Source organism: Nocardia sp. 149-1B (genome assembly GCF_057747975.1).
In genome coordinates, this window is record NZ_CM173233.1 from 1,586,165 (window position 1) to 1,598,985 (window position 12,821).

At 71.4% G+C, this 12,821-nt stretch carries 9 protein-coding genes; 2 read left to right on the plus strand and 7 right to left on the minus strand.

The window, feature by feature from the left end; all coding sequences use genetic code 11:
- Positions 1-28: 28 nt before the first annotated feature.
- Entirely contained in the window at positions 29-1,714 is a 1,686-nt protein-coding gene (gene ptsP, locus AC3ANS_RS07580) for a phosphoenolpyruvate--protein phosphotransferase (RefSeq protein ID WP_488295546.1), read from the plus strand.
- Positions 1,715-1,824: 110 nt separating this feature from the next.
- Here ptsP and AC3ANS_RS07585 read toward each other — a convergent pair whose 3' ends face one another.
- Together AC3ANS_RS07585 and AC3ANS_RS07590 are read right to left on the minus strand one after the other, a co-directional pair.
- Complete coding sequence (locus tag AC3ANS_RS07585; protein ID WP_488295547.1) at positions 1,825-2,490, minus strand: LuxR C-terminal-related transcriptional regulator; 666 nt, start codon at positions 2,488-2,490, stop codon at positions 1,825-1,827.
- On the minus strand, positions 2,418-3,578 hold the full coding sequence (locus AC3ANS_RS07590; protein WP_488295548.1) for a sensor histidine kinase: 1,161 nt from the start codon (positions 3,576-3,578) through the stop codon (positions 2,418-2,420). The genes AC3ANS_RS07585 and AC3ANS_RS07590 overlap by 73 nt, the downstream gene beginning before the upstream one ends.
- Positions 3,579-3,740: 162 nt before the next feature.
- Here AC3ANS_RS07590 and AC3ANS_RS07595 point away from each other — a divergent pair, with 162 nt between their 5' ends.
- Positions 3,741-5,885, plus strand: coding sequence for an MMPL family transporter (locus AC3ANS_RS07595; protein WP_488295549.1), 2,145 nt, complete (start codon positions 3,741-3,743; stop codon positions 5,883-5,885).
- Here the strand turns inward: AC3ANS_RS07595 and AC3ANS_RS07600 are convergent.
- The 5 genes from AC3ANS_RS07600 to AC3ANS_RS07620 all read right to left on the minus strand — a co-directional run bounded on the left by AC3ANS_RS07600 (position 5,845) and on the right by AC3ANS_RS07620 (position 12,750).
- Positions 5,845-7,983 carry a molybdopterin-dependent oxidoreductase gene (locus tag AC3ANS_RS07600; protein WP_488295550.1) on the minus strand — a complete coding sequence of 713 codons (2,139 nt, stop codon included), beginning with the start codon at positions 7,981-7,983 and terminating at the stop codon, positions 5,845-5,847. The two genes, AC3ANS_RS07595 and AC3ANS_RS07600, sit on opposite strands and share 41 nt — an antisense overlap.
- A gap of 26 nt (positions 7,984-8,009) precedes the next feature.
- The gene (locus tag AC3ANS_RS07605) at positions 8,010-8,654 is read right to left on the minus strand and encodes a response regulator (RefSeq protein WP_488295551.1); all 645 of its coding nucleotides are present in this window, start codon (positions 8,652-8,654) and stop codon (positions 8,010-8,012) included.
- On the minus strand, positions 8,651-9,820 hold the full coding sequence (locus AC3ANS_RS07610; protein ID WP_488295552.1) for a sensor histidine kinase: 1,170 nt from the start codon (positions 9,818-9,820) through the stop codon (positions 8,651-8,653). The genes AC3ANS_RS07605 and AC3ANS_RS07610 overlap by 4 nt, the downstream gene beginning before the upstream one ends.
- A 3-nt stretch (positions 9,821-9,823) precedes the next feature.
- The gene (locus AC3ANS_RS07615; RefSeq protein WP_488295553.1) at positions 9,824-11,944 is read right to left on the minus strand and encodes an MMPL family transporter; all 2,121 of its coding nucleotides are present in this window, start codon (positions 11,942-11,944) and stop codon (positions 9,824-9,826) included.
- Between the two features lie 119 nt (positions 11,945-12,063).
- The gene (locus AC3ANS_RS07620; RefSeq protein ID WP_488295554.1) at positions 12,064-12,750 is read right to left on the minus strand and encodes a L,D-transpeptidase family protein; all 687 of its coding nucleotides are present in this window, start codon (positions 12,748-12,750) and stop codon (positions 12,064-12,066) included.
- Positions 12,751-12,821: the final 71 nt, after the last annotated feature.

A 12,821-nucleotide genomic window follows, 5' to 3' on the forward strand; every position in this document is an offset into this window, starting at 1 on the left:
CAAGGGCGGCAGTCGTTTACTGGTGAGCATGGTCACCAGCCCCGAGGCACGTTCTACCCTGCGCGGCACGCCGGTCGTTCCCGCCCTCGCCCATGGTCCCGCACTGCTCGTGCGCTCCGAGGTGTCGCCCGAGGCCGTCGAGCGCTACGCGCCCGAGTTCGCCGACGCCGAGGCCGCGCTCGCGGCCTACGAGGGCGCCGCCCAGGAGGTGTCGGCCGGCTTCGTGCGCAAGGCCGAGAAGGCGTCGGGCGCCGCAGCGGAGGTGCTCACCGCGAGCGCCGGCCTGGCCCGCGACAAGGGGCTGCGCAGCGCCGTGCGCAAGCACCTGGCCGCGGGGGAGGACCTGTTGGTCGCCGTCCACGCCGGCGTCGAGCAGTTCGTCACGGTGTTCACCGGCATGGGCGGCCTGATGGCCGAGCGGGTCACGGACCTGCGCGACATCGAGCGGCGCGTCGTCGCCCACCTGGTCGGTGAGCCCGAGCCGGGCGTGGTCGTCCCGGACACGCCGGCCGTGCTGGTCGCCGAGGACCTTGCTCCCTCCGACACCGCCGGGCTCGACCCTGCGGTGGTCCTCGGCCTGGTCACCGAGCGGGGTGGCCCGACCAGCCACACCGCGATCATCGCCCGCCAGCTCGGCATCCCGTGCGTGGTCGGCGTCGCCGGCGCGATGACGATCCCCGCCGGCACGCCGCTGCTCGTGGACGGCATCACCGGGGTCATCGAGCTGGACCCCGACCCGGCGCAGGCCGAGGAGCTGGTGGCCGCGGACGCCGCGCAGCGGGACGCCCTCGCCTCGTGGACGGGGCCGGGTGCCACCGCCGACGGGGTGTCGGTGAAGATCCTCGCGAACGTCGCCGACGCCGACTCGGCCCGCTCCGCCAGCTCCGCGCCGGTCCAGGGTGTCGGCCTGTTCCGCACCGAGCTGTGCTTCCTCAACCGCCAGGAAGAGCCGTCGGTCGAGGAGCAGGCGAGCATCTACGGCGACGTGCTGGGTGCCTTTGGTCAGGACCGGTACGTCGTCGTACGCACGCTGGACGCCGGCTCGGACAAGCCGGTGGCGTTCGCGACGCACGCCGGCGAGGAGAACCCGGCCCTCGGCGTGCGCGGGCTGCGGCTGTCCTTCGACAACCCGGGTCTGCTCGACCGACAGCTCGAGGCGATCGCCCTGGCCGCCAGGACGACCGGGACCGAGGCGTGGGTGATGGCGCCGATGGTGGCGACCGTGGCCGAGGCTGCGGACTTCTCCGCCAAGGTGCGGGCGCTGGGTCTCAAGGCCGGGGTGATGATCGAGGTGCCGAGCGCGGCGCTGCTGGCCCACCGCATCCTCGAGGTCGTCGACTTCCTCTCGATCGGCACCAACGACCTGACGCAGTACACGATGGCTGCCGACCGGATGGCCACCGACCTCGCGCACCTCACCGACCCCTGGCAACCGGCCGTGCTTCAGCTGATCGCGATCACCGCCGAGGCGGGCTTCCACGCCGGCAAGCCCGTCGGCGTCTGTGGCGAGGCCGCTGCCGACCCGCTGCTCGCCTGCGTGCTGGTGGGCATGGGTGTCACGTCGCTGTCGATGGCGGCCGCCGCGGTCCGGCCCGTCGGTGCGCGGCTCGCGACCGTGCCTCTCGACCTCTGCGAGGACGCGGCCGAGGTCGCTCTCTCCGCCACCGACCCTGCCGCCGCGCGGGACGCCGTGCGCGCGCTCCTGATGGGCTGACCGGCCGGCGGGCTTCGCCGGTCGGCCGGACTGGCCCGCACGACATGCCGAGGAGCGACGGCGTGTCGTGCGGGTTCCGGCTGCCAGGACACGCCCGGGGCGGGTGCGACTCAGACGTGCAGCCACGCGAGCACGGCCCGCACCCGGCGGTGGTCGTCCTCGTCGATGGGCAGGTCGAGCTTGGTGAAGATGCTGTTGATGTGCTTGGCCACGGCCTTCTCGGTGACCGAGAGGTGAGCGCCGATGGCGGCGTTGGAGCGGCCCTCCGCCATCAGCCCGAGCACCTCGCGCTCGCGGGGTGAGAGCCGGTCCAGGGGCTCGTCGCGGCGCCGGGCCATGACGGTGGCCACGACCTCGGGATCCAGCACGGTCGCGCCGGCCGCGACCCGGCGTACGCCGTCGACGAACTCCGCCACGTCGGAGACCCGGTCCTTGAGCAGGTAGCCCACGGCGCCGACCCCGCTCGCCAGCAGCTCGCGGGCGTAGAGCTGCTCGACGTACTGCGAGAGCACCATCACCGGGAATCCCGGCCGCGCCGCGCGCACGTCGATCGCTGCTCGCAGGCCCTCGTCGGTCTGCGTGGGCGGCAGGCGCACGTCGAGGACCGCGGCGTCGGCGTCGGGGTCGAGCAGGGCCTGCGCGAGCGCGGGCGCGTTGTCGACCGCGTGCAGGATCGTGAACCCGTTGCCCTCGAGCAGCTGGATCAGGCCGGCCCGGAGGAGGGCGTGGTCCTCGGCGAGGACGAGCCGGAGCCCGGTGTCGCCTCCAGGCTGCACGGGACCTCCAACGTGATCAGGGTCGGGCCGCCGGCCGGGCTCGACAACGACATGGTGCCGTCGAAGGCCGCGAGCCTCCGCATCACCCCCAGCATGCCGGTACCCGACCCCGGGTCGGCGCCGCCGCGCCCATCGTCACCGACCACGGTCCGCAGCGTGCCGTCGGTGTGGGTCACCGTGATCCAGGCGTTCCTCGCGCCGGAGTGCTTGCCGGTGTTGGCCAGGCACTCGGCGACCCCGAAGTAGACGCAGGCCTCCACGGGCGCTGGCGGCCGGCCCTCGAGGTGGACGTCGACCGCCACGGGGATCGCCATGTCGAGGGCGAGCGCCGCGACCGCCCCGGCGAGCCCGCGGTCGGCGAGCACCGGGGGATGGATGCCGCGCACGACCGAGCGGAGGTCGCCGATGGCGGCGGCGGTGGTGCTGCGTGCGTCCTGCACCAGCTGGCGGGCCCGCTCGGTGTCCTCCTCGAACGCCGCCTCCGCCATCCCAAGACTCATCGAGAGGGCGACCAAACGGGCCTGCGCGCCGTCGTGGAGGTCGCGCTCCAGGCGTCGCAGCTCCGCTGCGGAGTGGTCGACGACGTCGGCGCGGCTCTCCGTGAGCACCTGCACGCGCTGCTCGAGTCGCTCGGTGCGGCTGTAGGCCAGGAAGAACCGGTCGAAGTAGGCCCGGGCGGTCATCAACGGCGGGGTCGCGAACCACCAGATGAACCCGGTGACGACGCCGAGCAGCAGCACGATCACCAGGATCGAGATCGTCAGGCCCACTGCCGGTGCGACGAACAGCCAGGCCAGGTCGCGCCAGGTCATCGGGTCGGCGGCGACGACCCGGGCCTTGGCGAGGAAGCCGTCGTCGGGCAGCGGCCGGTAGGGCACGGGCACCGGTTGTCCCAGGGTGCGCTCGGCCATCGCTCGGTGGGCGTTGGCAATCGCGCGCGTCGCGGCGAGGGTGCCCGCCAGCAGGGGGAGGCCGACCCAGACGACCACGAGCACGCCGGCGACCACCCACAGCGCCGCGAGCACCAGCATCGCGATCGAGAGGTAGAGCTCGGCGACGGCGTACCCCGTCAGTCGTAGTCGGTCCACGCCCTCATCCTCTCGGGTCTGCCCGACTCCGCGCAGTGGTGCTGGCACCACCACGGGACGGGTCCCTGCGCCCCTGACCGCGCGCCCGTGTGACCCGAGGCTGGGAGCACCAACCACAACCTGGGAGAGACGGCCATGGGCAACCCACTGACAGCAGTACCGATGAAGGCGGCGCGATGGAGCGCCGAGCATCCCTGGCGGGCGATCCTCGGCTGGATCGCGTTCGTCGCGATCGCGATCGGCCTCGCCGTCGCGATCCCCCAGGTGGAGACCAACGACGCCGACTACCGGGTCGGGGAGTCGGGGCGGGCGGACGCGATGGTGGCGCAGGGCCACCTCGAGCAGCCCGACACCGAGAACATCCTGATCACCGCTCGCTCCGGCAGCCCGGACGTCGCCCAGGCAGAGAATGCGGCCGATGCCGTGGTCGTCGGCGCGAAGGCCGCCGACGGCGTCACGAGCGTGGCGAAGCCCCAGTGGAACAGTGACCGTACGGCGCTGCTGGTCTCGGTCGAGCTCGACCGAGGCGTCGACGACGCGGGCGCGGTCCAAGCCGTGACCGATCACGTGCAGCAGGACTTCAAGCACCTCCAGGTGCGCCAGGCCGGCGACGTGAGCCTCGACGAGGCCATCAATGAGCGGGTCTCGGATGACCTCGGTTCCGCCGAGCTGACCAGCCTCCCGATCACCCTGGTGCTGATGCTGCTTGCCTTCGGTGCGTTGATCGCGGCCGGCATTCCGGTGCTGTTCGCCGGCACCAGCGTCGTGGCGACCATCGGCATGCTGGCCCCGATCTCCCACCTCGTGCACGTCGACCCCAGCGTCTCGAGCGTGATCGTGCTGATCGGCATGGCAGTGGGCGTCGACTACTCGCTGTTCTACCTCAAGCGCGAGCGCGAGGAGCGCGCAGCCGGCCACAGCACGCTCGACGCGGTCGAGATCGCTGCACGTACGTCCGGGCACTCGATCCTGGTGTCGGGCGGTGCGGTGATCGCTTCGATGGCCGGTCTCTTCGTGATCGGGAACGCGACCTTCAACTCGCTCGCTGTCGGCTCCATCCTGGTGGTCGCTGTCGCCGTGATCGGCTCCATCACCGTGCTCCCTGCGCTGCTGATCAAGGTCGGTCGATGGGTGGACCGCCCGCGCGTGCCGCTGCTGTGGCGGCTCAACCGGAGGATCGGCCGCGGTGGCATCAGCAGCCGCCTCCTATCCCCGGTGGTGCGCCACCCCCTGATCGCGCTCGGCCTCTCGGGTGTCGTGATCCTCGGGCTCGCAGTCCCCGCCCTCGGCATGAAGACCCACTCCGCGACCCTCGACACCCTGCCGGCCTCGATCCCGCAGGTGCAGACGGTCAAGGACATCAGCTCGAGCTTCCCCGCCGAGGAGGGCGCCTCCGCGACCGTCGTCGTGAAGGCCGACGCCGGTGCGCAGAACCAGGTCGCGACCGTGCTCGGGAAGCTCGTCGACCAAGCTGTCGGGACGGGCCACTTCGTCGCCTCCGGGCATGGGGTGCAGACGTCCGCCGACGGCACCACGTCGCTCGTCGTGCTCGGCATGCCCTACGACGAGACCGACCCGCGCGTCGACGATGCCCTCCGCGAGCTGCGTGGTGAGCTGGTGCCGGCCGAGCTCGACGGACTCGGCGAGCACGCCGTCGGCGGCGGGGCCGCCGAGAGCCTGGACTTCGCCGAGCAGCAGGACGGCCGTCTGCTGCTGGTCATCGGGTTCGTGCTGCTGCTGACGATGCTGATCATGGCGGCGACGTTCCGCAGCATTCCCCTGGCGATCATCTCGACAGTGCTCAACCTGGCCTCGATCGGCGCTGCGTTCGGCGTGATGACGCTGGTCTTCCAGCACGGCTGGGGGAGCGGGTTCCTCGACTTCACCAGTCCGGGCTTCATCATCGACTGGGTGCCGCTCTTCGTGCTCGTCGTCCTGGTCGGGCTCTCGATGGACTACCACGTGTTCGTGCTCAGCCGGATCTGTGAGCACATGGATGCTGGCCTTCCGACGCGGGTCGCGGTGGAGCGGGGCATCGCCGACACGGCCGGAGTCGTCACGAGCGCCGCGGCGGTGATGGTCTCGGTGTTCGCGATCTTCGCGACCCTGTCGTTGATGCAGATGAAGATGCTGGGCGTCGGCCTCTCGGCCTCGATCCTGCTGGACGCCACGTTGATCCGGCTCGTGATCCTGCCGGCGATCATGGTGCTCCTCGGCGACCGGGTCTGGTGGCCGCGTCGGCCCCGGCGCCCGCGCGGCGTGGTCGTCACCGAGCCGGATCCGGCGTACGCACTGTCCGGTCGCTGAGCCGGACCTGCACCGGTACGCCGTTGAACGCGGCGTTGCCCGAGACGTCCAGGAGCTCGGGGTCGGTGAGGTCGTTGATGGACACCCCCGGGAGGTCGACCGCCTGCTCCAGGCGGACGCCCTCCCGGCGGTGTCCGTAGCCGTGGGGGAGGCTGACCACGCCGCGCATGATGTCGTCGGTCCCGAGCACCTCGACCTCGACCGTGCCCACCCTCGACGTCACCACGACCATCGACCCGTCGGGGATGTCGCGCTCGGTGAGGTCGTCGGGGTGCATCAGCAGCTGGTGGCGGGCGCGGCCCTTGGTCAGCCGGGTGGTGTTGTGCATCCAGGAGTTGTTGTCTCGCTGGTGTCGCCGGCCGATCAGCAGGAGGCCGTCGTCGTCCGGCGTCGGCTTCGCGGCCAGCCGCTCGAGGTCCTCGAGCACCAGCTCCGGGGCGGCGTCGATGCGGCTGCTCCGGTGCGGCAGTCGCCGCGGGAGCTGGCCGGCCCGCAGCGGGCCGAGGTCGACGCCCTCCGGGTGCGCGCGGAGCTGGCGCATCGTGACGCCGGACGAACCTCGCCGCAGCAGCAGCGCGATCTGGCGCGTGGGGCTGGTGGACAGCCGGGCCCACAGGATCGCCCGCTTGCCGAGCGGCAGCTTGCTGCGCAGCCTGTTCTGGGTGCGCAGCACGATCTCGCGGTAGATCTGCCAGTCGTGCATGGCGCCGTCCTCGGCGGGGAGCGCCGCGGGGGTGAACCGAGCGGTGTTGCGCACCGCGAGCAGGTGGAACACGAGGTCGTAGTGGTCGCGCTCGAGCGCGGTGGTCGGCGGCAGGATCACGTCGGCGTGCCGGGTCGTCTCGTTGACGTAGATGTCGACGGCCGCCATGAAGTCGAGGCCGGCCAGCGCCCGGTCGAGCGCGTCGCCGTCGGGGGTCGAGGAGACCGGGTTGCCGGCCAGCGTGAGCAGCGCCCGCACCTGGCCGTCGCCCGGTGTCTCGATCTCCTCGCGCAGCACCGCCACCGGCAGCTCCCCACCCGACTCCGGCAGCCCGCGCACGCGGCTGCGCCACAGGCCGTGGTGGCCGCGGCCGATCAGCCCGGCGCCGACCGCGTCGATCGCGGGGCTGGTGAAGCAGACCCCGCCCTCCCGGTCGAGGTTGCCGGTGAGCAGGTTGAGCAGCTGGATCGCCCACTGGCACACGGTGCCGAACGGATGGGTCGACACCCCGACCCGGCCGTACGCCGCCGCCCCGTCGGCGGCCGCGAGCTCGCGGGTGATCCGCCGGATCTCGCCCGCGGGCACACCGGTCACCTCGGCGGCGAGCTCGGGAGTGAACGGTCGCACGGCCTCGCGCACCCGTTCGAGGCCGTCGACGTAGCCGGGCGGGCGGGTCAGCCCCTCGTCGTACAGGACATGGAGCATCGCCAGCAGCAGGTGCGCGTCGGTCCCGGGCCGGACGAAGTGGTGCTCGTGGGCGGCCTTCGCGGTCTCGGTGCGGCGTGGGTCGATCACGACCATCCGGCCGCCGCGCGCGTCGAGCTCGCGCAGCCGGGCGGGGAAGTCGGGCGCGGTCATCAGCGACCCGTTGGACGCCATCGGGTTGGCGCCGACCACCAGGAAGTACGACGTACGGTCGATGTCGGGGATCGGCAGGAACAGCTGGTGGCCGTACATCAGGTGGGCGACGAGCTGGTGGGGGAGCTGGTCGACCGAGGTGGCGCTGTACTTGTTCCTCGTCCGGAACGACTTGAGCATCGCCGTGCCATGTGTCAGCGAGCCGAGGCTGTGGGCGTTGGGGTTGCCGAGGTAGACGGCGAGCGCGTCGCGGCCGTGCTCGTTGATCGCGCCGGCCAACCCGTCGGCCACCAGGTCAAGCGCCTCGTCCCAGCCGATCTCCTTCCAGCCGTCGCTGGTCCGGCGGACCGGCCGGCGCAACCGGTCGGGGTCGGCGTGGATGTCGGCGAGCGCCGTGCCCTTGGGGCAGATGTGCCCGCGCGAGAGCGGGTCGTGGGGATTGCCCCGGATGCCAGTGACCCCGCCGCCCTCGATGGTCAGCTCCAGGCCGCAGATGGCCTCGCACAGGTTGCAGACGCCGAGTCGCTTCTCCGCCATGCGGGTCATCGTGGCACGGTCTCGGCCTAGTGGAGCCCCGCCTCGTACGCGGCGATCACGAGATGGACCCGGTCCCGAGCGCCCATCTTCGCGAGGATGCGGGCCACGTGGGTCTTGGCGGTCAGCGGGCTGACGACGAGCTGGTCCGCGATCTCCTGGTTGCTACTTCCCGCGGCGACCAGCCGAAGCACTTCGCGTTCGCGCGCCGTCAGGCTGGCCAGCCGTTCGGGCGCAGGTGCGTCCGGGTGACTCAGCGCACGGGTGATGACCGCCCTGGTCGCGCCGGGCGACAGCAGCGCCTCGCCAGCCGCGACGGTGCGGATGGCGTCCAGCAGCGCATCCGGACGGGTGTCCTTGGGCAGGAATCCACACGCCCCCGCGCGCAGGCCGCGCAGCACGTTGGTGTCCGTCTCGAACGTGGTCAGGATCAGCACCTTGCTGCCGCTCGACCCATCGTCCGCGAAGATCTGCCGGGTCGCCTCGATGCCGTCGGTGCTCGGCATCCTGATGTCCATCAAGACGACGTCGGGGCGCAGGTCCCGGGTCAGGGTCACCGCCTCGTCGCCGGTGCCGGCCTCCCCGACGACCTCCATGTCACCGGCGGACCTGACCAGGAGCGCGAAGGCGCCGCGCACCAGAGCCTGGTCGTCGGCGAGCAGCACCCGGATCATGACCGCACCCGCCATAGCTGCGGGAGCGGCAGAGTGGCCAGAACCTCGAATCCTCCGGACTCGACCGGCCCTGCGGACAACTGGCCGCCGACGGCCTGTGCCCGTCCGGTCATCCCGGCGATGCCGAAGCCGGCTGGGGTCTCGGTCGACTCCGCTCGCGCTGGCCCGTGATCGACGACCGCGATCCGCAGCCGGTGGCCCTCCTGGTCGAGCCGGACGGTCGCGTGCTTGGCGGTCGAGTGTCGGATCACATTGGTGAGCGCCTCCTGGATGATCCGATAGGCCACGACGGACACCATCGATGGCACCTCCTCTCGCAGCCCCTCAACCTCCACGTCGACCTGCACATCTGCCGACGCTGCCATCTCCACCAGACGCTGGAGCTCGCCGAGCTGGGGTGCTGGGGCTGTTGGCTCGGCTTCGCCACCATGCAGGATGTCCAGGACGGCACGCAGCTCATGGAGTGTGGCCCGGCTCGTGTCCGAGAGGTTGTGCAACGTGAGCGACAGCTCCTGCAGCGACGCTTCGCCCTGACTCGGCAGCTGGTCGATCAGGTGCGCGGCGACGGACGCCTGGATGTTCGTCACCGCGAGGCCGTGCGCGAGGACGTCGTGCAGCTCGGCAGCGATCAGGACCCGCTCCTCGGCGACCCGCCGCTCGACCTCGTCGGCACGCTCCTGCTCGAGACGCGCGGCGACGGCGGCCTTCCAGTTCTCACGGAAGCGCACCGCCAGCCCGGCGAAGAACGCCACGAACAGCCAGCCGACGCCGAGAAGCGCATTACCGGGTTCCCCCGACGCGGCGACGACCGGGAGTGTCGCTGCGGCCACCGCCACCAGGGCCGCGTAGGCCGGTCGCGGTGGCTCGCTGTGGCGCGCCGCCGTGAACGCCGCCACGACCAAGGTGGGCATCGTGGCCTCGTGGGGATAGTCGAGGATGTGGTACGGCGTCGACACCGCGAGGACCGCGAGGACGACGGGGATCGGCCAGCGCCGGCGAGCCAGCAACGGTGCCGACATGGCGGCCAGGAGCGCGATCGCCCACAGATCCACGTTTCTCTCGTCCTCGGCAGTGACCGCCTCGAGCGTGAACGCGGCAACGACGCCGAGCACGAACGACCCCGCCGCCAGCAGCCGGTCGGCCACTGGCGGACGGAGCGCCATCATCGTTCACACAGGGTCATCGACACTGTCCTCACTCGCGCGCCAGAGCTTGCCGGGCCACCAGATCCGCGAGCCCAGCGACATCGTCAGCGCGGGAACCACGATGGACCGCACCAGCAAGGTGTCGATGAGCACGCCGACGGCAACCAGTATCCCGATCTGGATGAGCATGACGAGCGGCAACGTGGCAAGCACCGCGAACGTCGCCGCCAGCACGACGCCGGCTGAGGTGATCACGCCACCTGTCACCGCGAGGCCACGCTTCGTCCCATCGACAGTGCCGTGCCGGGCTGCTTCCTCACGCACCCGGGTCATCAAGAAGATGTTGTAGTCGACACCGAGTGCGACCAGGAAGAGGAACCCGATCAGCGGCACCGAGGACTCCCAGCCGGAAAAGCCGAGCACCTGGTCGAACACCAGGGTGCACAGTCCGAGAGCTCCGAAGAACGACACCACGACGGTGGCCATCAACACGAGTGGAGCCACGATCGCCCGCAGCAGCAGCCCGAGGATGAGGAGCACCACCAGCAGGATCAGCGGCATCACCAGATTGCGGTCGCTCTGGTTGGTGTCGTCCGTGTCCAGCAGCTCGGCACTCGGCCCGCCGACCAGCGCGGCGTCACCGGCGACCTCCTGCACGTGCGCCCGCAGCAGCTTGATCGTCGCCGTCTCACCAGCGCTCTCTGGCGGGTCGACCGGGATCGCGATGATCTCCACCCAGTCGTCGCTGGACCGGCGGACCTCGGCGTCGGCGACGCCTGGCGTGCTTTCCACGGCGGCCAGGACGTCGTCGCTCTGGCCCGGTCGACTCATCACCCTGACCGGCTGACCGCCTTGGTCGGGGAAGCGCTCGTCGATCAGCTTCGCCCCGGTCACCGAGTCCGGTGTGGAACGGGCGAACTGGTCCAGCTGCGGAAGCGAGCCGCTGGCACCCACGGTGCCCAGTGCGAGGCCGCCCAGGATCAGCAGGGGCACCGCCCAGCTGACGACGCGGCGGCGCGAGACCAGCTCGCCGAGCCGAGCCCACCGAGAACCGGATGCGTGTGCCTGTGCCCCGAGCCGCGGCACGAACGGCCAGAAGACCCGGCGCCCGAGCAGCACCAGCAGGGCGGGGAAGAACGTCAGCATCACGAGCAGTGCGGACCCGATGCCCGCCGCACCGACCGGGCCCAGACCGCTGGTGCTGTTGAGATCCGCGACCAACAGGCACAACAGGCCGGCTGCCACCGTCGCAGCCGAGGCGAGGATCGCAGGGCCGGCCCCACGCAGCGCCGCCAGCATGGCGTCGATCGGCCGCTCGTGGTGGTGCAGCTCCTCGCGGTAGCGAGACACGAGGAGCAGGGCGTAGTCGGTGCCCGCGCCGAAGACCAGGACGATCAGCAGTGCCGAGCTCATGCTCGTGATGGTGAAGTCGAACATCTGGGTGAGTGCGTACACGGCACCCATCGCCATAGTCGCCGCGACCCCGACCGCCGTGAGCGGGACCAGCCACAGCAGCGGACTGCGGTACGTCAGGATCAGCAGGAGCGCCACCACGAGTGCAGTGGCGAGCAACAGCTTCGCGTCGACGGAGTCGAAAACCTCGTCCATGTCAGTCCCGATCGCCGACGGCCCTGTGACGTAGGCGCTCAGACCATCCGGCCGGTCGGCGAGAAGGCCACGTGCATCGGTGACCGAGGTCGCCTCGGCCTCATCGGCGACCCACCTGCGGTCGAGCGGTAGCCCGAACATCAGAGCCGTGCCGTCGTCGGACTCGACGATGTCCGCAGGTGCGTCGGTGTCGTCTCCGAACCGTTCCGCCAGCTTGGTGTAGCCGCGTACGGCCGCCTCCCGATCACCCGGTTGGAGGCCGCCGGCCCGTTCGTACACGACCACGAGCAGGCCGTCCCCACCGCCGGGCAGCTTGGCCTCGGCCTCGATCACCTTGGTCGACTGGGCGCTGGCCGGCAGATAGTCGGCCTGGCCGTCGCGGGTCACCGAGTCGAGCTTGCTGGCCAGTGAGAAGCTGCCCACCGCCAGTCCGATCCACACCGCCAGCACGAGCCAGGGCAGCAGGGTCTTGGCCGGTGACCTCTTCGGCCTGGTGTCGGCACCGGTGGGGTCAGGCGCCCGTAGTTGAGTCGTCATGGAGACGAGGCTGTCAAGGCGGCGGGGCTGACGCGTCCGGCCGCGGCAGACACTTCACCGTACTCCGCGCGGAGTATGGCGGCCGCCGGGGCAGCACGCGCCGCTGGTGCGGGCGAGCGTCAGCGGCCCTGCACGATCCGCGGCTGGGCCTCGGGGCGCAGCCAGGTGAGCAGCCAGCGCATCTGCCGGGGCTTGCCGACCTGGGTGCAGCCGGCGGTCGGCGCCCAGCGGTGCCCGGGCTTGGAGGTGTGGTAGAAGATCCCGCTGCCCTTGCCGGGCACCGGGCGGGGGCCGGCGCCGGGGCTCAGTCGCACGTGGTTGTAGTCGACGACCCAGCCCGAGCGCATCGAGGGCCGGTCGCCGCTGGTCACGCCCGGGACCTCGAGCCACGTGTTGTAGTTCGGACCCGCAGTGGCCGAGACGACCGAGGTCGGGTGCCTCCGCCGCCACGGCATCTCACCGGGGTTCGCCGAGCCGGTCGTGAACGTGACCTTGATCCGGTAGACCCCGACGGGGGAGCGGTTGTCGCCCTCACGCCGCTTGCCCCAGCCGCGGACCCCGATCGTGGAGCGGAACTCGCGGACCTTGGTCCAGGCGCCTTCGGCGTCCCGCTCCCACGCCTGGGTGACGGTGCACCACACCTGGCGGCAGTAGGCGTGGCTGGAGACCGTGCGCACCACCTGGCTCGTCCCCTTCGAGACGCTGCCCGCCCACGGGGGCGTCCAGGCCTCGGCGGGTGCGGGCGCTGTGACGAGTACGGTGAGGGACAAGACGAGGGCGAGGAGTGCTCCGAGTCGGCGTACCACCCCTCGATGATCACATGGGGATTGGGCCGGCGGACCCGCTCCGCGCTAGAGTTTCCCGGTTGCCTCCAGGG

What these genes read in the sequence shown, in the direction of transcription:
- ptsP (WP_488295546.1), top strand. Translation starts at nt 29, where the DNA reads ATGGTCACCAGCCCCGAGGCACGTTCTACCCTGCGCGGCACGCCGGTC.
- AC3ANS_RS07605 (WP_488295551.1), bottom strand. Translation starts at nt 8,654, where the DNA reads ATGATCCGGGTGCTGCTCGCCGACGACCAGGCTCTGGTGCGCGGCGCC.
- AC3ANS_RS07615 (WP_488295553.1), bottom strand. Translation starts at nt 11,944, where the DNA reads ATGACGACTCAACTACGGGCGCCTGACCCCACCGGTGCCGACACCAGG.
- AC3ANS_RS07600 (WP_488295550.1), bottom strand. Translation starts at nt 7,983, where the DNA reads ATGGCGGAGAAGCGACTCGGCGTCTGCAACCTGTGCGAGGCCATCTGC.
- AC3ANS_RS07595 (WP_488295549.1), top strand. Translation starts at nt 3,741, where the DNA reads ATGAAGGCGGCGCGATGGAGCGCCGAGCATCCCTGGCGGGCGATCCTC.
- AC3ANS_RS07610 (WP_488295552.1), bottom strand. Translation starts at nt 9,820, where the DNA reads ATGATGGCGCTCCGTCCGCCAGTGGCCGACCGGCTGCTGGCGGCGGGG.